General features: G+C 60.4%; 22 protein-coding genes. 19 read left to right on the top strand and 3 right to left on the bottom strand.

All coding sequences use genetic code 11. The annotated features are described in order from the left end of the window. From BHC62_RS28365 to BHC62_RS29090, 6 genes are all read left to right on the top strand, one after another. On the top strand, positions 1–1,055 hold a 1,055-nt coding region (locus tag BHC62_RS28365), incomplete at its 5' end, for an RHS repeat-associated core domain-containing protein (RefSeq protein ID WP_176770986.1). 2 nt (positions 1,056–1,057) lie between these two features. Further along, complete coding sequence (locus BHC62_RS22300) at positions 1,058–1,447, top strand: hypothetical protein (RefSeq protein WP_029293314.1); 390 nt, start codon at positions 1,058–1,060, stop codon at positions 1,445–1,447. A 379-nt stretch (positions 1,448–1,826) separates the two neighbouring features. Then, a complete protein-coding gene (locus BHC62_RS22295) occupies positions 1,827–2,153 on the top strand; it encodes a contact-dependent growth inhibition system immunity protein (RefSeq protein WP_070996190.1) in 327 nt (108 codons plus the stop codon). A gap of 86 nt (positions 2,154–2,239) precedes the next feature. Then, positions 2,240–2,788, top strand: coding sequence for a hypothetical protein (locus BHC62_RS28750; RefSeq protein WP_218124033.1), 549 nt, complete (start codon positions 2,240–2,242; stop codon positions 2,786–2,788). Between the two features lie 7 nt (positions 2,789–2,795). Beyond that, the gene (locus BHC62_RS22290) at positions 2,796–3,212 is read left to right on the top strand and encodes a hypothetical protein (protein ID WP_070996189.1); all 417 of its coding nucleotides are present in this window, start codon (positions 2,796–2,798) and stop codon (positions 3,210–3,212) included. 27 nt (positions 3,213–3,239) lie between these two features. Beyond that, entirely contained in the window at positions 3,240–4,049 is an 810-nt protein-coding gene (locus BHC62_RS29090; protein ID WP_224791144.1) for a hypothetical protein, read from the top strand. Between the two features lie 101 nt (positions 4,050–4,150). Here the strand turns inward: BHC62_RS29090 and BHC62_RS22280 are convergent, their stop codons facing one another. Continuing rightward, positions 4,151–5,209, bottom strand: coding sequence for a diguanylate cyclase (locus BHC62_RS22280; RefSeq protein ID WP_070996188.1), 1,059 nt, complete (start codon positions 5,207–5,209; stop codon positions 4,151–4,153). Between the two features lie 107 nt (positions 5,210–5,316). Next, on the bottom strand, positions 5,317–5,952 hold the full coding sequence (locus tag BHC62_RS22275) for a LysE family translocator (protein WP_070996187.1): 636 nt from the start codon (positions 5,950–5,952) through the stop codon (positions 5,317–5,319). Positions 5,953–6,083: 131 nt separating this feature from the next. On the opposite strand from BHC62_RS22275, the gene BHC62_RS22270 reads away from it, so the two are divergent. The 5 genes from BHC62_RS22270 (at position 6,084) to BHC62_RS22250 (ending at position 12,915) form a co-directional block, all read left to right on the top strand. Continuing rightward, complete coding sequence (locus tag BHC62_RS22270; RefSeq protein ID WP_070996186.1) at positions 6,084–7,493, top strand: PLP-dependent aminotransferase family protein; 1,410 nt, start codon at positions 6,084–6,086, stop codon at positions 7,491–7,493. Positions 7,494–7,694: 201 nt separating this feature from the next. After that, a complete protein-coding gene (locus tag BHC62_RS22265) occupies positions 7,695–9,083 on the top strand; it encodes an amidase (RefSeq protein ID WP_070996185.1) in 1,389 nt (462 codons plus the stop codon). Positions 9,084–9,178: 95 nt separating this feature from the next. Continuing rightward, positions 9,179–10,531, top strand: a complete 1,353-nt coding sequence (locus tag BHC62_RS22260) for a citrate-proton symporter (protein ID WP_029293300.1) — start codon at positions 9,179–9,181, stop codon at positions 10,529–10,531. Positions 10,532–10,678: 147 nt separating this feature from the next. Then, positions 10,679–12,025, top strand: coding sequence for an OprD family outer membrane porin (locus tag BHC62_RS22255; RefSeq protein ID WP_070996184.1), 1,347 nt, complete (start codon positions 10,679–10,681; stop codon positions 12,023–12,025). A 137-nt stretch (positions 12,026–12,162) separates the two neighbouring features. Then, positions 12,163–12,915 carry an alpha/beta fold hydrolase gene (locus tag BHC62_RS22250; RefSeq protein WP_070996183.1) on the top strand — a complete coding sequence of 251 codons (753 nt, stop codon included), beginning with the start codon at positions 12,163–12,165 and terminating at the stop codon, positions 12,913–12,915. A gap of 4 nt (positions 12,916–12,919) precedes the next feature. Here the strand turns inward: BHC62_RS22250 and BHC62_RS22245 are convergent, their stop codons facing one another. After that, positions 12,920–13,825: a LysR family transcriptional regulator gene (locus tag BHC62_RS22245; RefSeq protein WP_032863678.1), complete on the bottom strand. Its 906-nt coding sequence runs from the start codon at positions 13,823–13,825 to the stop codon at positions 12,920–12,922. 309 nt (positions 13,826–14,134) lie between these two features. Here BHC62_RS22245 and BHC62_RS22240 point away from each other — a divergent pair, with 309 nt between their 5' ends. From BHC62_RS22240 to BHC62_RS22205, 8 genes are all read left to right on the top strand, one after another. Then, on the top strand, positions 14,135–14,902 hold the full coding sequence (locus tag BHC62_RS22240; protein ID WP_029293293.1) for a FadR/GntR family transcriptional regulator: 768 nt from the start codon (positions 14,135–14,137) through the stop codon (positions 14,900–14,902). Positions 14,903–15,024: 122 nt separating this feature from the next. Next, complete coding sequence (locus BHC62_RS22235; protein WP_070996182.1) at positions 15,025–16,227, top strand: ABC transporter substrate-binding protein; 1,203 nt, start codon at positions 15,025–15,027, stop codon at positions 16,225–16,227. A 68-nt stretch (positions 16,228–16,295) separates the two neighbouring features. Then, positions 16,296–17,156: a branched-chain amino acid ABC transporter permease gene (locus BHC62_RS22230; protein ID WP_029293289.1), complete on the top strand. Its 861-nt coding sequence runs from the start codon at positions 16,296–16,298 to the stop codon at positions 17,154–17,156. Position 17,157: 1 nt separating this feature from the next. Next, complete coding sequence (locus BHC62_RS22225; RefSeq protein ID WP_070996181.1) at positions 17,158–18,168, top strand: branched-chain amino acid ABC transporter permease; 1,011 nt, start codon at positions 17,158–17,160, stop codon at positions 18,166–18,168. Then, positions 18,165–18,914, top strand: coding sequence for an ABC transporter ATP-binding protein (locus BHC62_RS22220; protein ID WP_029293285.1), 750 nt, complete (start codon positions 18,165–18,167; stop codon positions 18,912–18,914). Before BHC62_RS22225 ends, BHC62_RS22220 begins: the two co-directional genes overlap by 4 nt. Beyond that, entirely contained in the window at positions 18,914–19,609 is a 696-nt protein-coding gene (locus tag BHC62_RS22215; RefSeq protein WP_029293283.1) for an ABC transporter ATP-binding protein, read from the top strand. Before BHC62_RS22220 ends, BHC62_RS22215 begins: the two co-directional genes overlap by 1 nt. 13 nt (positions 19,610–19,622) lie before the next feature. Further along, positions 19,623–20,894: a Zn-dependent hydrolase gene (locus BHC62_RS22210; protein ID WP_070996180.1), complete on the top strand. Its 1,272-nt coding sequence runs from the start codon at positions 19,623–19,625 to the stop codon at positions 20,892–20,894. Continuing rightward, positions 20,891–22,294 (top strand): amidase, encoded by a 1,404-nt coding sequence (locus BHC62_RS22205; protein ID WP_070996179.1) that lies wholly within the window; start codon positions 20,891–20,893, stop codon positions 22,292–22,294. Before BHC62_RS22210 ends, BHC62_RS22205 begins: the two co-directional genes overlap by 4 nt. Positions 22,295–22,517 lie beyond the last annotated feature (223 nt).

The raw sequence follows: 22,517 nt of genomic DNA, 5'->3' as shown, positions 1-22,517 counted from the left end.
ACGACTGCCAGCACCGCCTGATCGGCCTCACCCAACCAGACGGCAGCCAGGCCAGCTATCGCTACGACCCGTTTGGCCGGCGCATCAGCAAAACCGTGGAGGGCAAGACCACCGAGTTTTTCTGGCAAGGCGACAAGCTCATCGCCGAACACACCCATGGCCAGCACCGCAGCTACCTCTACGAGCCAGACAGCTTCAGGCCGCTGGCCTTGCTCGAAGGTTTCGGGCCGGCCAATACACAGGTCTTCCACTACCAACTCGACCACCTGGGCACGCCGCAGGAACTGACCAGCGCGGACGGCAAAATCGTCTGGTCAGCCCATTACCAGGCCTACGGGAAAATCACCCGGCTGGATGTAGGCGAGGTCGCTAATCCACTGCGTTTTCAGGGGCAGTATTACGACCGGGAAAGCGGGCTGCATTACAACCGGCATCGCTACTACAATCCGGACAACGGACGCTACCTGACCCCCGACCCGGTGAAGTTGGCGGGTGGGGTGAACGGGTATTTGTATGTGCCTAACCCTACGGGGTGGGTGGATCCGTTGGGGTTGAGTAGATGCCCTGGTACGGATGGGTGTAATCCAGAACCAGAGGCAAAAAAGCCAAACGAACACCCGAAAAGCGTTGAGGAGAACGCGCCGAAACTCCCCCAACCCATTGAGGAGAAAAAATATCTTTATAGAGGAGACTCTAGAGAACCCGATGAAATCTTCGAGACGGGTTTCAATAGCAGAGGAAAAAGCACAGATCTGTACTTACACTCCCAAAACAATATGAACCCTCCCAGCAACTTTGTAAGCACATCGACATCTAGAGAGCAAGGAGTGATGTTTGCAACGACCTTTGGATTGGAGGAGGGGTTTCTATATACTTTAAAAATGATACCCGGGCGAGACGTCAACAAAGAACTTGGCAAACGCTCCGACTTTAAAAGGGAGGTTGAAATTGCGATTCCAAACCGTATTGACACCAAAGATATTATAGGTGCAACACCATTGAATGATGACGGCTCCCACAAAGGCTACTCTTTATTAAACCCCAACAGGAGATAAAAATGTCAACACAGGAAATATCAATCATCAATAATGGCCTATGTGAAAAAGCCATAATCACATACGACAGAAACAAATGCACCCTCGCTATATTATTCTCTTCTGGAGTTGAAAAAAACTACACCGACCTAGACATTTACAGATGTTTTGGCTTGTTGAGAAAAGAATTTAGCCATATCCGATTTTTATGTAAAGGCTCCAAAATAAATGTCTACCCCTCTGCCATGGCATCACAAATGTCATGTGGGGTTGTTGCCTATGAGCTAACACTTGGCGAATCTGACGGGGAGCTCGTACGTATCTTCGACCACGAAGAAAATGACCTAACCAACGATATTGAAGATCAGATAAATTTTCGTAAGCACTGGGCAGCCTCACTGCAACATGGATAACCGAGACTATAAACGGGGCGAATCTATTTGGTCGCGAGTCGACACTGTGATAAATCCGCCATTACTAGCCCATATTCCTTAACTTTTACGTCTCGGTGAATCCATACGCTAACGTTTGATGAACGGCGGCCAACATTTGTATCCATTGCCCGTCCACGATGTGAAATAGATCCGGCCCTTTAGCCAACCAAGAAATAATGAGATTTTTAAATGGACACACGAGCAAGCTTCCGATTAGAGACAGTTCAACCCAACCCGCAGGACGAAATTTGTTAAGGGAAGCTAAAAACTCTGTGCTGCGTATTAGTTTTTTGTTAGTTCCAAAACGATTACCTAACATGCCAGACGGCTATCTATTGCTAACAGGATATCCAGAAAAATGAATCTGCCACTGACAGAACTCCAACAATTCTTTGGAGCCTACTTCAACCAAGACTGGATGGAAGACTACTCTTCGGCCGACGACGTCATTGATGGCTTTCTAAAAGACTCATCTAAAGACATAATTATAACTGTAAAGCAGGAAATCCTAGAGATGATCAATTCATACACAAATGAATTAGACTTCCAAGAAAACCTATTCCAGGAACAATACTGCTATTACTATTATCCACACCAGTGGAAATCAGGACTGTTGTGGCTAACCCATATAGTTAGCAAATTCAATGAGTATCTACTCGCAGAACAGAACACCATAACGAAATAAACGTAGCGAATCTATTTTAAACAATTCCAAAAGGCCAGCCTGGTATGTGCCTAACCCTACGGGGTGGGTGGATCCGTTGGGGTTGAATGCGTGTCCCGGTGGGGATGGGTAAACCGGCGGGCGACGCCAGCCTTACGACGAATGTTAATCACGCAGAGCCTGCCCTTCCCCAGCAGACGCGCCCTGAACGACAAGCAAAGATTGATGAGCGGACAGAGGCAAACGCTAAACGACGAGTCCTCGAATGGGAAAATAAGTACAGAATGCATACGGTAGCGAAACATGGACCCGAGATTCCGGATATAGCGATGAGGCAACGCGCTATTGATGGAACCAACCCCACAACTGGAAGAAGAGGAATGATTAGTTCAAGTTCAAAATTCACAAGTTGGAAATTACAGATGCATACAATAAATAAAGCCTTATACAAAATGCAAGGAAAACAACCATCACCAACAGGCTTTGACAGTGAAGGAAACCCCGTTGTAAAAATGGAAATTTCCGGAGCAGGATATGGGTATAAACCTAATAAGAATGACAGACAGAACCCTAGACGATTTGAAAACCTAAACAATGCGGAAGTAAGATTCGACAAAAATAACCCTACCCGCCCATTCACCGCTTTTCCATATTGAGCAGACCATGCTGAAATCACCTTTTGCAGATAAACCTTTTGAGCCAACCCTTTCATACATATTGGCCGCACTTTCCATATACGACAGGGAAGAAACTAAAGGCGAGAAACTTTGGAAATACAACCCTAACAATATAAACGATAGAGAAACGATCATTAAATCATTCATCTTAAAAGATCTCATGTACCTATCCTACCGTCATCGCTACGTGTTAATGACCATACTTAAAGATGCCCTTTCAACCCCTAACTTCGATTTTTCCAAGGAATTTGAAAGTGACCATGATGCGTACATAACCATGGCTTGGGATGAGACGGAAATAGAGAACCCACGAGGATTTTTCATGGAGATTTATCGAATCGCGAATGAAGAATGGAAAGATGAACTCCAAAAGGCCAGCCTTGAAGACCAGGACACTTGGTAAACTCCAAAAGCGACTTTGAAGCCAAACATGAAGAGCCTAGAAATAAAGATAATTAAAAAACACACCCTCGAAACAGCGATTATCGAATACGAAAAAAATACAGGCACCTTACATATAACATTCGCCGACCAAACCAAGAAAAAATATTCCAGCCCTAGTATCTTTCACAGTTTTGGATTACTGCGCAAAGACTTTAATGACATTAAATTTTTATGCAAAGGTTCAAAAGTCAACGTATTCCACTCCTCCTACACAGGACTAAGCGGAATCGCGCTCCATGAGTCAACACTAGGCGACCCGAACGAAAGACTGGTACGAATATTCGATTATGAAGAAGACAATCTGACCAACGATATTCAAGAACAGTTTGATTTTCATGCCAAGTGGAATAACTCGCTTCAACCTGACCCACCAACCTCCAACCCCTTTCATCCCCTAGGAAATGTGCGTACAAAAACCATTAAAGCAATCATTTTTGGCCAAGAAACAGACGTAGAAGTAAAATACGACTCTACACGCATGATGTTAGGCTTTTCAGAAGCCGACCATTTCAAAAAAATCTATCGAGACGAAGACATATATAGATGTTTCGCAAAAATGAGAGCCGACTTTCCCCACATAATATTCTGTTGTAAAGGTGCAAAAATAAATGTCAGGCCTTCCAGCATGGCCTCGCAGATGGCCGCCGGCTTGGTTGCATATGAATTGACCTTAGGTAAACGTGCCACCCGCGAAGATATAGTTCATATATTCAACTACGAAGAGCACAACCTGACAAATGATCCACAAGAACAAACAAACTTTTATAAGGAATGGCTCACTTCAATTGGTGCCTGAAACTATAAAAAACCGACAAATCCCAACCCCAATGGTGATTATCAAATCGCCATCGCCGGCAAGCCGGCTCCTACAGGTCGCGAGTCGTTTGTGAGGGTCTTTCAGAGCGACCGCACCCACCCCGCCTCCACCGACCGCACCCGATTGCGCCCGCCGCTCTTGGCCTCGTACAACGCCTGGTCGGCGTCGTTCAGCCAGCTGGTTGCGTCGCCGTGGGAGGCTTGGTATGGCGCCAGGCCGATGCTCAGGCTGGCGCGCAGTGTCGGGTCTTGGGCGTAGCCCAGGGCGCTGAAGCGGTCGCGCAGGGCGTCCATCACTTCGGTGGCGTGGCCCAGGGGCATGTCCGGCAGGATCACGCAGAATTCGTCGCCGCCGTAACGCCCGGCCAGGTCGGTGGCGCGCAGGTTCTGACGCAGGATCTTGCTCAGTTGGCGCAGCACGATGTCGCCGGTGACGTGGCCGTAGGTGTCATTGATGATCTTGAAATGGTCGATATCGATCAGTGCAATCGCAGCGCCTTGCTGGCCGCCCCGGCAGCGGGCGAATTCGATTTCCAGGTGGTCTTTCCAGGCGCCGTGGTTGAGCAGCCCGGACAGGCTGTCGGTTCGGCTTAAAGCAAGCAGCTCGCGCTTATGTCGGGCCAGGGTGATGGCCTGGCGATAACAGATCCAGCCCAGCGCCAGCGGATAGAGCATCAGGATCGGCAAGCAGGCGTAGAGTTGGGTAGGCGTGGTCACGGCGATATAGGTCGGGGCGAATAGCAGCACTGCCGCGCCGATCCCCAGCGCTTGGGCAACCCAGCCCATCAGCATGAAGCGGAACCCGCCGATGGCGACGTTGTTCATGGTCATCATCGACAACGTGGTGACGCTGGGCAGCGGGTTGAAGTGCATGGCACCGACCCAGAAGCCACCGCAGAACGAGTCCACCAGGAGATGGCGACGTTCGGCACGCAGGGAGTTTTCGGCGCGGCGCGAGAGTTGGTAAGCCAGGTGCGGCCAGGCGAAGGCGTTGATCAGCATCCAGGCCCAGACCCAGCCTGGTGGGTCCAGTGGGTACATGCCGGCCAATACACAGGCGAAGCCGAGCGTCAGCCCCAGGGTCCGCGATTTGTACAGGCGTTTGGCGAGCGGAAGTCCGTTTCCTCCTGCGGCTGGCATGATCTGGCTGATCCTGGATGAATGCTGGAAGTCTATCAGGGCAACGGCAAATAGCCACTACCGCTCAGAGGCTTATCCCCCGCGCCAATCCCCTTGCCACCAGGGGCTTAGCTGGAAAATCCACGGGCCAGTAACATCGCCACCGCCAGTAGCAAGACGGCCGTGACCTTCTGCAACAGCACGCGTTTGCGCGGCGACTCGAGCACATGCTTGATCCGCTGGCCGAAGTAGCAATAAAGGCAGCCGCTGGCGAACTGCAAAACCAGGAAAGTCAGGCCAAGAATCGCGATGTCACCGGCGGCGCTGTCCTGCCCAACAGCGGCGAACTGCGGGAACACCGCACTGAACAGGATGATCGCCTTGGGGTTGGACAGGCCGGTCAGCAACCCCTTGCCGAATAAGCCACGGGGCGTCTCCGGCCCTTGCCCGGTGGTGTTGATCTGCACGCCGCTGCTGGTCCACTGTTTGTAGGCCAAGTACAGGATATAAGCCACGCCCACCAGTTGGATGCCTTGGGTAATCAGCGGGTAGCCCTTGATCAGCTCGGAAAAGCCCACGGCAAAGATCAGGATCGAAATCAGGTACGACACGCTGGCGCCAAACTGCGCCGGCAAGGAGTGGCGCAAACCGTCCTTCAAGCCCAGGCTCAGCAGCAGCAAGGTCATGGGGCCGGGGCTGAAAGCCAGGGTGCTGCACAGCACCAGGAAATACAGGAAGGACGACAGCGTAAGGGCAGTGACCATGGTGGGTAATTTCACGGCAGCGAGGAATGTTGCGCAGTCTAGGGCGCGGATTGCGTGTCGGGCAGGTAAACTCGGCGGATATTCACGCAGGCTTTACCGGTAAAGTTACCGGCAAACTTCAGGACGTCGCGATGGCCATTCCGCAGATCCACTTTGATGACCACACCCCCAAGGTCCAACAGATCGTCGAGGCCTTCGCCCGCGCCATCGAGCAAGGCCAATTGGCCGCAGGCAGCAAACTTCCCTCGGTGCGTGAGCTGGGGGCGCAGTTGGGCGTCGGAAAGTTCACCGTCAATGAAGCCCTGGACCGCCTGCGCGGCCAGCATCTGCTGACCTCGCGCCAGGGCCGTGGGCACTTTGTCGCCCAACGCCAGACGCAGCCGTCGTCGAGCAACTGGGTCGACCTGCTGCCCCAGGATTTGCTCAGTGTGCTGCGCCGGCCGATGCTCACCGGCCAGGGCGAGTTGCGCCCCGGTGGCGGCCATCTGCCCGAAGACTGGCTGGACTCCGAAGCCTTGCGCCAGGCCATGCGCAGTGTGGTGCGGGCCCCTTCCCTGCGCGTTGCCGGCATGGGCACGCCGGCGGGTTTCCTGCCACTGCGCCAGGCCCTGCAACAAAAACTGCAGGGCGATGGCCTGGCGGTCTCGGTGGAACAGATCATCACCACGCCCAGTACCCTGCAAGGCCTGGACATGTTGATGCGCCTGCTGGCCCGCCCCGGTGACACGGTGTTGCTGGATGCGCCGTGCTATTTCAACTTCCACGCCAACCTGGCGTTGCACGGGGTCAGGGTGCTGACACTGCCACGGGGCCCGGACGGTCTCGACTTCGCGGCTCTGGAGCGCTTGCTCGCCGAGGAGCGGCCCAGCCTGTATGTGACCACCAGCATCCTGCACAACCCCACCGGCCATTCCTTCAGCGCAGCCCAGGCCTTCGGGCTGCTGCAACTGATGCGTCAATACCACTGCCATATCATCGAGGACGACCTCTACGGCGACCTGCACCCCAACCCACCGCCCCGCCTGGCGGCACTCGCCGGCCTGGAGCAAGTGACCTACCTGTCGGGCTTCTCGAAAACCCTCAGCGCCAATACCCGGGTCAGTTATGTGGTGGCCGCGCCGCAACTGGCGGCCAACCTGACCAATATGAAGCTGATGAGCGGCGGCGTGACGTCGGAATTGTTCGAGCAACTGGTCTACCGCCTGCTCAGCGAAGGCAGCTATGCGCGGCACCGCAAGCGCATGGTCCAGCGCTTGCTGGAAGCCGGCGCCCGGGTGGAACAGTGGCTGCGCCGCTGCGGCTGTGAGCTGCCCATGGGGTATGAGGCCGGGATGTTTATCTGGGCGCGCCTGCCAGCTGGGGTCAACGGCGAACAGCTGGCCGAAGCCGGGCTCAAGCGCGGCATGGTGTTGGCGCCGGGGGCGCTGTTTGGGTATGAGCCGGGGATGGGCGAATTTATGCGCTTCAATGTGGCCCATTGTGATGACCCACGGGTGTGGGCCGCGATCGAGCAATTGTGGGAGCGGGCTTGCCCGCGATAGCAGTGTGTCAGCCACTTATTCATTAACTGATAGACCGTCATCGCGGGCAAGCCCGCTCCCACAGTCGCGCCCATTGAGTGCACACAAAAACGCAACACTGTAGCGCTTCGAATGTGATGGTCGCTGCTGCCCAGGGTTTATATAGTCCAGAGCAACAGCCACCCGCCATGAGCCCCAAGGCCCATCACCAGGAAGCGCTCAATGACCGATCTTCATGACCTCACGGCCGCCCAGTTGCTGGAGCAATTCTCCAGCCGCCAGCTCTCCCCCCTCGACTACTACGACCACCTGCTGGCCCACATCGACCGCTGGGAGCCGAAGATCCGCGCCCTGTACGCCTTCGATCCTGAGCAGGTGCGCCAGCAAGCACAGGCCTCCACCGAGCGCTGGAACAAAGGCCAGCCCAATGGCGTGCTCGATGGCGTGCCCGTGACCATCAAGGAACTGGTGGCCACCGAAGGGACGCCGATTCCCCTCGGCAGCGCCGCCACCCGCCTGACCCCTGCCCTCAAGGACGCCCCGCCCGCCGCGCGGATGCGTGAAGCCGGGGCGATTGTGCTGGCCAAGACCACTGTCCCGGATTTCGGCATGCTCTCCTCTGGCCTGTCGAGTTTCCATGGCATCACCCGCAACCCGTGGAACACCGCCAATAACACCGGCGGCTCCAGTTCGGGGGCTGCGGCGGCGGCGGCTGCCGGTTACGGGCCGCTGCATATCGGCACCGATATCGGCGGCTCGGTGCGCTTGCCCGCCGCCTGGTGCGGCCTGGTGGGTTTCAAGCCGACCCTGGGACGCATCCCGATCGACCCGTACTACACCGGTCGCACCGCCGGGCCCATGACTCGCACGGTCGACGACTGCGTGCTGATGATGCAACACCTGGCCCGCCCCGACGCCCGCGACGCCACCAGCCTGCCGCCGCTCACCCGCGAGTGGAGCAACCAGCCGCTGTCGGTCAAGGGCCTGCGCATCGGCCTGATGCTGGAGCCCGGCGCCGGCCTGCAACCGGAAGGTTTCGTGTGTGAAGCGGTGGAACAGGCTGCACGCCTGTTCGAAGCCCGTGGCGCCAAAGTCACGCTGATCCCGCCGATCATGGACCGTGCCCAACTCGACGGCCTCGACCAGTTCTGGCGCGCCCGGCAATGGGGCGACTTGTCGGCATTGAGCAGCGAGCAGTTCGATAAAGTCTTGCCGTACATCCGCGACTGGGCCGCGCCCGGTGCCGATATCAGCGGCGTGCAGGCGGTGAAGGGGTTCAACCAGACCTTCGAGATGCGCCGCCGCGCTGCCCAGGCCTTCAGCGACCTCGACCTGATCCTGTCGCCCACCAACCAGGTCAACGCGTTCCCCGCCCAATGGCCGTCACCGAGCAATGATCCGCAGCTGCCGTTCGAACACATCGTGTTCACCGTGCCGTGGAACATGGGCGAACAACCGGCGCTGTCGATCAACTGTGGTTTCGCCGCCGATGGCATGCCCATCGGCCTGCAGATGATCGCGCCCCGTTTTGCCGATATCTGGCTGCTGCAAATCGCAAAAACCTATGAGAGCTGGCGTGGCGCAATCCACCAATGGCCGAACACGAACTGACCTTGACGCTGTAACTGAACTGCCCACCCACACGCCCGCTCCCCGGCCCCAAGGCCGGGGCCTGGACGACCTATAACTAAAACCGAGGGGCTGGTATGCACACTGAACAATTGACTCGCGAGGGTCCCGAGCACACACCTGAAACGCCATCGCCGGACGCCGGCAGGAAGAGCATCTTCGCCGTGGTGCTGGGCAATGCCGTGGAGTTTTTCGACTTTGGGGTCTATGCGACCTTTGCGGTGATGATCGGCCATACGTTTTTCCCGTCCGACAGCGCCTTCGTCAGCCTGATGCTGTCGGTCACGGCCTTCGGCATCGGCTTTATCGTGCGGCCCCTGGGCGCGGTGCTGATTGGCGCCTACGCCGACCGCGTCGGGCGCAAACCGGCGATGTTGCTGACCCTGGTGATGATGGCGGTGGGCACCGGCAGTATTGCGATATTGCCCGGCTACGAAACCATCGGGATCGCCGCGCCGATCCTGCTGGTGGTGACGCGCATGATCCAGGGCCTGGCCTGGGGCGGTGAAGCCGGCCCCGCCACCACTTACATCCTCGAAGCCGCGCCGCCGCACAAACGCGGCACCTATGCTTGCTGGCAAGTGGTGGCCCAGGGCGTCGCCGCCATGGCCGCGGGGCTGGTGGGTTATACCCTGACCAAAGTGATGTCCCCCGAAGACCTCAACAGCTGGGGCTGGCGCGTGCCGTTCGTGTTCGGCCTGCTGGTATTGCCGATTGGCATCTATATCCGCCGCAACCTGGCCGAGACCTTCCACGGCCAGGGCGAAACCACCAGCACCGGCGATCTGGTGCGCGAAGTCTGCGGCAAGCATCGGCGTGCCCTGGTCCTGGGTTTGCTGATTCTCTCGGGCAGCACCATCACCCAGTACTTCCTCAACTACATGACCACCTTTGCCCTGACCGAGCTGAAACTGCCCACCAGTATCTCCATGCTCTCGACCCTGGTGGCCGGTGCGGCCATGGCGGTGTGCGCGGTGGCCGGCGGCATGTTGTGCGACCGCTTCGGCCGCCGGGTGATCCTGATGACGCCACGGGTAGTGCTGTTGCTGATCCTGTTCCCGGCGCTGCAGTTGATGACCGAACACCCCAGCCCCTCGACGTTCCTCCTGACCCTGGCGGTGCTGTCCGGCCTGCATGGCATGAGCGGCGCGGCGTTGATCGTGTTGCTGGTGGAGAGCTTCCCCAAATCGGTGCGCTCCACCGGGTTCTCCATCGTCTACGCCTTTGGTGTGGCGGCGTTTGGCGGCACCGCGCAGATCATCATCACCTGGCTGATCGGTACCACAGGCGACCCGATGTCACCGGTGTGGTACCTGCTGATCGCCAACCTGGTGTGCCTTACCGCCGCCTGGTTCGCCAAGGAAACCCGGCCCGTGCTCCCCGGCACGCCGGCCCGCGAAACCCGGCTCAGAGAAGCCTCGGTTCGCTGAACAGCGCGTATGCACCCTTCATGTAGGAGCGAGCTTGCTCGCGAAGACCGTCAACGATAACGCGCGTATTCTGGATGCACGCGGCGGTCTCCGGCTTTTCGCGAGCAAGCTCGCTCCTACAGTTTCTTCTCTGTGTGGGGATTAACCATGTATCCACGTCTTTTCCTGGCCGCCACCCTGGCGGCCGGCACCCAGGCTTATGCGCAAGAAAACGCCCAGGCCAGCGCTCCAGGCTTTATCGAAGGCAGCAGCCTGGACCTGAACCTGCGTCACTACTATTCCAACCAGCACACCCAACGCAGTACTTACCTGAGCATCAAGAAACCCGGCGGCATCCAACCCACCCGCGTGCGCGAAACCTGGGTGCAGACCGCCATGATCAAGTACAGCTCTGGCTACACCCAGGGTGTGATTGGCGTCGGGGTGGATGTAGGGGTGTTCAGTGCGGTCAATCTGCAGCGCGGGCATGGCAAGGTGGCCAATGGCGGCGACCGCGTGCTGGTGGACAGCGACGGCGATGCGATCCCGACCTGGAGCCGCCTGGGGGTGGGTGATGTGCGGTTTCGCCTGTCCAACACCGAGCTCAAGGCCGGACGCCTGATGACCGAAAACCCGATCCTGCGCTACAAGGACAACCGCGCCCTGCCCTCAAGCTTCCAGGGCGTGGGCCTGTACAGCAACGAACTGGACTGGCTGTCGGTCCAGGGCGGTAGCTTCGACCGGGCCATCCCGCGCACCGGTACCGGCGCCGAGCGCCTGACCACCACCTTCGGCAACCGCGCCTACAGCGGCGCACGCATCAGTTACCTGGGGGCCACGCTCAAGCCGGGCTATGGCCTGGAAGCCAGCCTCTACGGCTCACGCTTCGAGGACATGTGGGACCAGTACTACCTGGGGTTGACCCATCGCGTCGGCGACAAAAATGCAGTCGCCCTCAAGACCGCCCTGCACTACTACCGCACCCAGGATTCCGGCCAGCAACGCCTGGGCTATATCGACAACGACGCCGCCAGCCTGGCCGTGACCGCCAACCACCAGGCCCACAGCCTGACCCTGGCCTGGCAACAGGTGTTCGGCAACGAGTACTTCGACTATGTGTGGGAGTCCACCGGCAACTACATGGCCAACTCGCTGTACTCGGACTACAACGGCCCCAACGAAAAATCCTGGCAACTGCGCTACGACCTCGACCTCGCGGCCTACGGCGTGCCCGGCCTGACTGCGAGCCTGTGGCACGCCAAGGGCTGGGGCATCGACGGCACGCACTACGAGGGGGATCGCAACGGCCACAACACCGGCTACAACGTGCGCGGCCTGGACAACGCCAAGCACAATGAAAACGGCTTGATGCTGGCCTATGTGGTGCAATCCGGGAAGCTGAAAAACTCGGTCCTGCGCACCATCGTCTACAACCACCGCGCCAGCGGCGGGCAGATCGATGGCAGCTACGACGAATTCAGGATCGTCGGTAACTTCCCCATCAACCTGTTCTGATCCCGCCCGTCGGCACAAGGCAATGCCGACGGGCAATATTCAGAATTCTTACACCTTGTATGCGACTGCTCCGGCATTGGCTCGCCGCCGCCCTTGGTAAAAAGCCTGTCCCTACGGACGGTTACCCAGGAATGCGGATGAAACCTTTGAAAGCAGCAGCGCTTTGCGTCATCAGTGGATGGATGATGCTCTTGAGTTCACCCGGCCATGCAGCACCGCCGGGTATCGAATGGCTGGTCGATTGCCCACGCCTGCCCGGGCAGGCCCTTGATCATGAGGTGGTTGCCCGCACCCAATGCGGCATCGTCACCGTGCCACAGGACCATCAGGCAGCGGACGCACGTACATTGCGCCTGACCATCACCCGGGTCGGGGCGCTGCAGCCACTGGAGCGCCGGGGGGTGATCTTCGCCCGCCCGGCCGCTGCCCAGGCGAATTTGCGCGGGGTGTTCGCAGTGCATCTGGCGACAGTCTGGAAGTACGAAAACACCGAGGCATACCGCACGCTGACCCGGTTCTACGATGTCATCGAGTTGAGCCCGCGCAACAGCCGTAATGCGCTGGCCAGCGACCAAGCGGCCTGGGACATGGAGTTCGTGCGCCAGCAATTGGGTGAGCAACGCATCAACTTCGTGGGCATCGCCCAGGGCAACCTGCTCGGTGCGGGATACGCCCAATTGTTTGCCGATCGAGTCGAGCGCATGGTGCTGATCGAGCCCGCCGGGAGCGCCGCCCAGACCTTCGCGACACAGCCCGCCACCCTGCGGCTCAAGGGGCCGTATCTACAGAGCCCAACCACCGATGCCAGCCAGTGCGTAAGCCGCTGGGTCGGCACCTACCTGGCCCACGGCAGGCAGCCACCCGCATCCAGCAGTTGCCTGGTCGACTGAAGCCTCAGTCCACCAGCGCGCAACGCTGCATCGCGCTGGCCAGCATCTCCTGGCACTTGAGCACCGCCACTGAGCGCGGTCGATTGCGGTAGCCGCACAGGTCGATGCGAATCCGCCCCAGGTGTTCATCGGCAATCGGCACCGCTACCAGGCCATCGCCCAGGTCGCGGGCGTCGGCATCCACCTGGGGCAGGATCAACACCGCCGCCCGTTGTCGGGCCAGGCTTTTTTGTACCTCCAGAGAGCTGGTGGTAAACACCGGCTGGATCGTCACCCCTCGCTTTTTCGCCGCAGCTTCCAGGGCCTGGCGCACGCCGTACGCCGAGTCGGGGATGGCCAGGGGCTGGCCTTCAAGCTCGCGCAGTTCAATGCTGTCGCGCTGGGCAAAGGGGTGTTCGGCACTGACCAGCACCCGGTGCCACAGCTCGCATTGCGCGGTGACTTCAACATCGGCCCGCTCCTGCAGATAGAACGCCAGGCCCAGGTCGGCCTCGCCGCTGCACAGTGCATCGAGGGTGGCTGAAGCGCTGGCGATCACAATATTGAAGGTGACCTTGGGATGGGCGCGGTAGAACGCCGCGAGCACCGGCGCCAGCACCGTGGAAACGATACTTTCTGACACATGGATACTGATGTTACCCGCCACCTGGCTTTGCCGGCTGGCGATCACATCGCGCACCTGATCGAGGCCGCGCAGGGTGCTGGTGACCTGCTCGGCCAGGCATTCGCCCTCTACCGTCAGGCGGATGCCACGCGGGCCGCGCTCAATCAAGGCGGCGCCAAAGAAGTGTTCCAGGTGCTCGATCTGCCGGCTGACGGCAGTGGGCGTGACGTACAAACGCTCGGCCGCCTTACGCAACGAGGCGCAACGCGCCACCTCGTGAAAATACCGCAAGGCTCGTAATTGCATGGTCGGTTGCTCCTGCACAAAGACTGGAGCGCTAAGGCACGCAATTACTGCGCCAGGCTCGATCTGCCTAACTCCACAACTCAACTGTAGGAGCTGGCTTGCCTGCGATAACGGTGGGTCAGGCAATATTTTCTCAGTTGATAAACCGCTATCGCAGGCAAGCCAGCTCCCACAGTTGAGTTGAGTTGGCCTGCTAGTCCAAAGGTGGTTTACGACCTGTTTTACCTGAAAACGACCCCTGCCGTTGACGCCTCTGCTCAACCCCTATTAAGTGCTATTTATCCGCATTAATACGATAAATAGAAAACCATGCTCAGCCGACCCCTGCGACGCAAACGCCAGAAGCTTTCCGATGTGATTGTCGAGTCGGTCAAGCGCTCGATCGTCACCGATGCGCTGAAGCCCGGCGACCGCTTGCCCACCGAGCGCGAGCTAATGGAAAGCTTCCAGTGCTCCAAGGGCTCGGCCCGCGAAGCGCTCAAGGCCCTGGAAGTCGAAGGCCTGGTCAGCACCCGCACCGGCCCCACTGGCGGGGCCTACCTGAACCAGGCCGGCACCGAACCGGCCAGCCGCGCCTTGCGCAACTACCTGCACTTCCAGCACCTGGATGGCGAGCAGGTGTATCAACTGCGCAAGGTGATCGAGGTGGAATTGGCGGTGTCGGTGCTGGGGCGCTTGAGCGAAGACGACTATCGCGCCCTGCAAGACAACGTGGATTTTTGCAGCGCCCCGGAAGACAGCGAGGCCGGCCAGCGTGAGCAGCGCCTGGCGGAGCTGGAATTCCACAACCTGCTGGCCAGGGCCTGCCCCAACCCGCTGCTGAGTTTCATGGCGCAGTTCCTCAACGACCTGCTGCGCGACCTGGTGGTGCTGAAAAAAGCCTACAAGCCCAAGCGCAAGCAGTTCGACGCGGCCAACCTGGACTATCACAAGCAACTGCTGAGCGCCTTTCGCGCCGGCGACGAAGCGGCCGTGCGCAGCCTGATGCATGAGCACATGTGCGACGCCGAACACCACATGACCGCGCTGGAAGGCCAGGTCAGCCCACACTTTCTACTGGAGTTCGATCACTCTTAAATACACCACAGCTCCCACATTTGGACCGCGTTTCACTTCAATAAAAAAGGCCTGCCCACAGGCCGTGCTCCACCGTATCGCCATTGCCACTCCTGCCAATAACTAAACCAGGGAGTCACCCCATGCAGCGTCGTACGTTGTTGAAAGCCAGCCTCACCGCCGCCGCCGCGCTCAGCCTTCCGCTGGGCGTGCGCAGTGCATTCGCCGCCGAACCGTTTACCTTTTACGGCCTCAAGTCCATGTCTGGTGCGTTTGCCAGTTATGGCAAATTTGCCGACATGGGTTCACGCCTGGCCGTGGCGCAGTACCCAGACTTGTTGGGGCGCCCGTTGAACTACAAGGTGATCGACACCGAAGGCAACGCCGGCAAGGCGGTGCGCAAGGTCCAGGAGGCGATTGGCCAGGATGGCGCGCGGTTCTTCCAGGGCTGCACCCTGTCGTCCTCGGCGCTGGCGGTGGCCAAGGAAGTGTCCAAGGTCGGCGGTGTATTCATGACCCCGGTGGGCGCCGATGAAGTCACCGGCAAGGACTGCAACAGTGCGACTTTCCGCTGGTCGGTGCCCACCTATGGCGCGATCCGCGAAACCGTGGTGCCGCTGATCAAGCTGCTGCCGGACGCCAAGCGCTGGTACACCATCACCCCGCAATACGTGTTCGGTGAAGCCCTGCTTGAAGGCGCCAAGGCGGTGCTGGCCGAGAACGGCCTGGAACATGTGGGCAACAGCTATCACTCGTTGCAGGAGCAAGAGTTCTCCGGCTACCTGACCAACGCCATCGCCGCCAAGCCTGACGTGCTGGTATTGCTCAACTTCGGCAGCCAGTCGTCCAACACCCTGCGCCAGGCGGTGAACTTCGGTATCAAGGAGCGCATGAAAGTGCTGCTGGTGTGGTCCGCCGGCCTCGACCAGTTCCAGGAACTGGGCAGCGATGTGCTCGAAGGTGTGTACCTCGGCGCGCAGTATTGGCACCAGGTCGACACCCCGCTCAACCGCGAGCTGGTCAAGCTGACCCAGGCCAAGTACGGGATCAACCCCACCTACCCGCTGGCCGCCGATTACATCAGCACCAAGGTCATGCTCGACACCATCAAGGCCACCGGCAGCTTCGACGGCCCCATGGTGGCCAAGGCCATGCAGGGCCTGAGCTACGACGGCCCGACCGGCAAGGAAACGATCCGCGCCGGCGACCACCAGGTGATCAAGGATTACTACCTGCTGGTGGGCAAGGCCGCAGGCGACATGGCCGACAAGGACGACCTGGCCAAGGTGCTCAGCGCCGGCCAGTCGTTCCCACCGGTAGAAGCCACGGGCTGCACGCTCGGCTGATCCGCCCACTTTCACCGGTAATACACGACAGGGCCGTTGACCACGGCCGCCTGTTGGAGGGTTCCTGCATGCTCAATCTTTATCTGTTCCAGATTCTCAACGGCCTGGGCCTGGGGATGATCTACTTCCTGATCGCGGTCGGGTTGACCATCATTTTCGGCCTGCTGAACTTCGTCAACTTCGCCCACGGCGCGTTTTTTTTGCTGGGGGCGTACATCTGCTACACCGCCGTCAGCCTCACCGGCAGCTTCTGGCTGGCCCTGCTGATCGCGCCCCTGGTGGTGGCCGCACTGGCGTGGCTGATCGAGCGATTATTGATCCAGCGGATCTACCACCTGCCGCATATGTTCCAGATCCTCGTGACCCTGGGTATCGCGCTGATCATCCAGGAAGCCAGCGTGATGATCTGGGGCCCGGTGGGCAAAAGCGTCGCCGTCCCGGAATTGCTGCGCGGGGTGTTGGTGGTCGGCGACTTTGTGTACCCCTACTACCGCCTGTTTTTGATTGTGTTCTCGGGGCTGGTGGGCCTGGGCCTGTGGCTGCTGCTGGAGCGCACACGCTTTGGCGCCCTGGTGCGGGCCGGCAGTGAGAGCACCGAGACCGTATCGCTGCTGGGCACCAATATTTTCCGCCTGTTCTCCATGACCTTCGCCCTCGGCGTGGCCCTGGCCGGCATCGCCGGCGTGTTGTTTGCGCCCTTGCGCGGCGCCCAGCCTTTTGTCGGTCCGGAAATCCTCGGCATCGCCTTCGTCGTCGTGGTGATAGGCGGCATGGGCTCGTTCGGCGGTGCCCTGGTGGGCGGCCTGCTGGTGGGCGTGGTGCAGAGCCTGATGACCACACTCTGGCCCCAAGGCGCGAGCCTGATGATCTACGGCGCCATGGCCGTGGTGATTCTGGTGCGCCCTTACGGCCTGTTCGGGAGAGTCTGACATGAGCGAGAAAAATCCCCTGCCGTTTGCCAAGACCCAATCCAAGGCCATGTTGCTGTGGGTGTTGGCGGTGCTGATCGGCCTGCCATTGATCCTGCCCTCGGCGACCCTGGCCACCGAGATCCTGATCTTTGCCCTCGCCGCCCTGGCCTGCAACCTGTTGCTGGGCTACACCGGGCTGCTGTCGTTCGGTCAGGGCATCTTCTTCGGCGCCGGTGCCTATTGCGCGGCGCTGTTGATGATCCACCTGCAACTGGGCCTGTTCAGCGCGCTGCTCGGCGCGGCGCTGGCCGGTGGGTTCCTGGCGTTCCTGGTGGGCGCCCTGGCGATCCGCCGCACCGGTATCTACTTCGTGATGCTGACCCTGGCCTTCAGCCAGATGGCCTACTTCCTCGCCTACACCCTGAGCGACTGGACCGGTGGCGACAACGGCCTGCTCAGCGTGCCGCGCCCGGAAATCCGTATCGGTGACACGGTACTGCTGTCCCTGGCCGACGCCCGGGTGTTCTACGGTTTTGTCGCGGTGCTGTTCCTGCTGATCTTTATCGGCGCACGCCGGGTGATCGCCTCGCCGTTCGGCAGCACGCTGATGGCGATCCGCGAAAACGAAACCCGCGCCTCGGCCATCGGCTACGACACACGCCACTTCAAGATCCTGGTGTTTGTGCTGTCGGGCGCGGTCACCGGGATTGCCGGGGCGCTGTACGCCATGCTCCTGCACTTTGTGCCGCTGTCCAATATCGACCTGGTGATGTCGGAGAACATCCTGATCATGACCATCGTCGGCGGTACCGGCTCGCTGTTCGGCTCGTTGCTGGGGGCCGGTTCCATTGTACTGCTGGGGGATTTCCTGTCCGACCTGTGGCCGCGCTGGCTGATGCTGCTGGGGGTGATCCTGATCCTGGTGGTGATCTTTATGCGCGGTGGTTTGTGGGGCGGCCTGTCGTCGCTGTTCGACCGTGTGCGGGGTAGCCGCAAGGCCGCCGTCGTGACCAAGGAGGAGCTGCTATGAGCATCCTGTTGGAAACCAAAGACCTGGAACTGGCCTACGGCGCCTTCCATGCCGTCAACGGCGTCAACCTCAAGGTCGAAGCCGGCACCATCCACACCATTATCGGGCCCAACGGCGCCGGCAAGACCAGCCTGTTTCACTGCCTGACCGGCGAGCGCCAGGCTACGGCCGGCGCGATTCATTTCGACGGCCAGAACCTGATGCGCAAACCGGCCCACGGCCGCGTGGGCCTGGGCATGGCCCGTTCGTTCCAGCTCACCAGCCTGTTCCAGAACCTCAGCGTGCGCGAGAACCTGCGCCTGGCCGCCCAGGGCCGCGACGGCGTGCGCGCCCTGAACTTCTGGCGCCGCGTCGACAGCCAGCGCGAGCACCTGGAAATGGCCGACCAGGTCCTGGAACGCCTGCAACTGACCGCCCGCGCCGAGACCCTGGCCGGTGAGTTGTCCCACGGCCAGCAACGGGTGCTGGAAGTGGGAATGTCGATCTGCTCGCGACCCAAGCTGTTGATGCTCGACGAACCCACCTCGGGCATGGGCATCGACGATATTCCGATCATGACCCAACTGATCAGCGACCTGGGCCGCGACCACACCGTGCTGTTGATCGAGCACAACATGAGCATCGTCATGTCCATCAGCCAGCGCATCACCGTGATGAGCCACGGGCAGATCCTGGTGGAAGGCACGCCGCAATTCGTACGCGCCGACGAGCGCGTGCGCACTGCTTACCTGGGAGAGGCCGCCTGATGCTGACCGTCGACAATATTCATTCCTACTACGACAAGAGCCACGTCCTCGAGGGCGTGTCCCTGACCGTCAACCCCGGCGAACTGGTGACCCTGCTCGGCCGTAACGGCGCGGGCAAGACCACCACCCTGCGCAGCATCCTGGGGATTATCTGCCCGCGCCAGGGGCAGATTCATTTCAACGGCAAACCGCTGGTGGGGCAGAAGATCTTTGAAATCGCCCGCCAGGGGTTGGCGCTGGTCCCCGAAAACCGCGGGATTTTCCGTTTGCTCACCGTGGAAGAAAACCTGCGCATCGCCGTACGCAAGACCAGCCGCTGGCAGATGGAAGACGTGTACGCGATGTTCCCGCGCCTCAAGGAGCGGCGCAAAAACGCCGGCCATGCATTGTCCGGTGGTGAGCAGCAGATGCTCGCTATCGCTCGCGCCCTGCTCAACGACCCCAAGCTGCTGATCCTCGACGAACCCACCGAAGGCCTGGCCCCGGTGATCGTCGATGAACTGGTAAAAATCCTGCGCAAGATCAAGGACGACGGCCTGCCGGTGCTGCTGGTGGAGCAGAACCTGTTGGTCTGCGACAAGCTTGCCGACCGCCACTACGTGCTCGAACAGGGCCGCGTGGTCTACGAAGGCAGCGCCGAGGCCTTTCGCGCCGACCCGACGATCAAGAACCGCTACCTGGCCCTGAGTGCCTGACCGGAGACTGCTGATGAATAGTTTTGCGCAACCGCTCAAGAACAACGCCCCGCTGATCAACCGCGACCGCCTGTGGCAATCCTTGATGGACCTGGCCCAGCTCGGCGCCACGGCCAAGGGCGGCGTGTGCCGCCTGGCCCTGACCGACCTGGATCGCCAGGCCCGCGACCTGTTTGTGCAGTGGTGCGAGGCCGCCGGCTGCAGTGTCAGCGTGGATGCCATCGGCAATATCTTTGCCCGTCGCGCCGGACGTAACCCTGACCTGCCACCCGTGATGACGGGCAGCCATATCGACACCCAGCCCACCGGCGGCAAGTTCGATGGCTGCTATGGGGTGATGGCCGGCCTGGAAGTGATCCGCACCTTGAATGACTTGGGCGTGCAAACCCAGGCGCCGATTGAAGTGGTGGTGTGGACCAACGAGGAAGGCTCGCGCTTCCCGCCGTGCATGATGGGTTCCGGGGTGTTTGCCGGCAAATTCGACTTGCAGGAGACCCTCGATAAGCAGGACGAGCAAGGCCTGTCGGTGGGCGCCGAGTTGCAGCGCATTGGCTACGCCGGCCCACGTGCGGTACTTGGGCACCCGGTGGGCGCCTATTTCGAGGCGCATATCGAACAGGGTCCAGTGCTTGAAGATCAGGCCATCACCCTTGGCGTGGTCATGGGCTGCCTGGGCCAGAAGTGGTTCGACCTGACGCTCACCGGCGTCGAGGCCCACGCCGGCCCGACGCCCATGCGCCTGCGCAAGGACGCCCTGGTGGGCGCCGCGCAGGTGGTCAGCGCGGTCAACCGGATTGCCCATGAACAACAACCCCACGCCTGCGGTACCGTCGGCTGCCTGAGCCTGCATCCGGGCTCGCGCAACGTGATTCCCGGCCAGGTGCAGATGACCATCGACCTGCGCCATCTGCACGCCGACAAACTGCAAGCGATGGTGGATGAAGTGCGTGAGGTGATCGAAGCCACGGCCAAGCAGCATGGCCTGAGCTATGAGCTGACGCCCACCGCGGACTTCCCGCCGCTGGACTTTCATCCCTCTTGCGTCAACGCCGTGCGCGATGCGGCCAGTGTGCTGGGCTTGAGCCATATGGATATCGTCAGCGGCGCCGGGCACGACGCGATTTTTGTCGCCGAACTGGGCCCGGCCGGGATGATTTTTGTACCGTGCGAAGGCGGCATCAGCCACAACGAAATCGAAAACGCCGCGCCGGATGACCTGGCCGCCGGCTGCGCGGTGTTGCTGCGGGCCATGGTCAACGCAGCCCAGGGAGGTGATGCGGCATGACTGATATCGCCAACCTGACGGCCGTGGAACTGCTGGCGCGCTACCGGGATAAAAGCCTGTCGCCGGTGGACGTGACCGAAGACACCTTGCTGCGCATCGAACGCTACAACCCGATGGTCAACGCCTACTGCCATGTCGACCCCGAAGGCGCCTTGAACGCCGCGCGGGCCTCGGAACAACGCTGGTTCAAGGGCCAACCTTGCGGCGCATTGGACGGCGTGCCGGCGTCGATCAAAGACTTGACCCTGACGGCGGGCATGCCCACGCGCAAGGGCTCGCGCACCTCATCCGCCAGCGGGCCGTGGGACGTCGACGCACCATTCTCGGGGTTTATGCGCAAGGCCGGCGCGGTGCTGCTGGGCAAGACCACCACCCCGGAATTCGGCTGGAAAGGCGTCACCGACAACCCGCTGTACGGCATCACCCGCAACCCCTGGGACACCCGCACCACGGCGGGCGGTTCATCCGGCGGCGCGGGCGCGGCGGCAGCACTGAACCTCGGCGTGCTGCACCAGGGCAGCGATGCCGGGGGCTCGATCCGCATTCCCTGTGCCTTTACCGGCACCTTCGGCATCAAGCCGACCTTTGGCTACGTGCCGCAATGGCCGGCCAGTTCGATGACGATCCTCTCGCACCTGGGGCCGATGACCCGCACCGTGGAAGATGCCGTGCTGATGCTACAAACCGTGGCGCAACCGGACGCCCGGGACGGCCTGATTGGCGCCCCCCGCAGCACGCCGTGGCTCACGCCCGGCACGGACCTGAAGGGACTGCGCATCGCCTACAGCCCTGATTTTGGCTACGTGAACGTCGATCCGCAGGTGGCCAAGGTGGTCGCGCAGGCAGTCGCGGGCCTGGTGCAACTCGGGGCGCATGTGGAACAGATCGACCCGGGGTTCAGCGACCCGCTGGAAGTGTTCAACACCCTGTGGTTCGCCGGCGCGGCGCGCCTGACGGGGCAACTGACCGGCGCCCAGTGCGACCTGCTCGACCCCGGCCTGCTGCGCATTGCGCAACAGGGCGAACGCCTCAGCCTGGACGACTACACCGCCGCCCTGGAAGCACGGGCGGCATTGGTGGCGCGCATGGCGGCGTTCCATGAGCACTACGACATACTGGTCTCGCCGATGCTACCGATCACTGCCTTTGACGCGGGGCACAACGTACCACCGGGCTCGGGGCTGGGCGAATGGATGGAGTGGACGCCGTTCAGCTACCCCTTCAACCTCACCCAACAACCGGCGGCCTCGGTACCGTGCGGGTTGGCGGCCAATGGCTTGCCGGTGGGCTTGCATGTGGTGGGGGCGCGGTTTGCCGATGAGCAGGTGTTGCGGGTGTGCCAGGTATACGCTCGGGCATTTCCGACCCAGCATTTGCAGGTGCCGAAAGACTTGGGGTGAGACCCGGTCTGATGGGGGGGCTGGATTGCTTGCTTTGGGCATGAGTCTCTAGGCAGCTCGCTCTTTTGGGGGGGTGTACATATCCGTTGCTGCGGTTACGGCGGCTTAGGGTTCCGCCCTTACGGCGGGTCACTTTCGAAGAGCGCGAAAGTAACCAAAGCGCTCTTGCCCCACCACTCGGTGCCTCGCCTAGGCTCGGCATGCCCGCAGTCAGGCATTGCTC

The organism is Pseudomonas sp. 06C 126 (assembly GCF_001855215.1).
In the GTDB taxonomy this organism is placed as follows: Bacteria; Pseudomonadota; Gammaproteobacteria; order Pseudomonadales; family Pseudomonadaceae; genus Aquipseudomonas; species Aquipseudomonas proteolytica.
The sequence above is the reverse complement of the archived record's forward strand: the minus strand, read 5'-3'. Positions and strand labels throughout refer to the sequence as shown.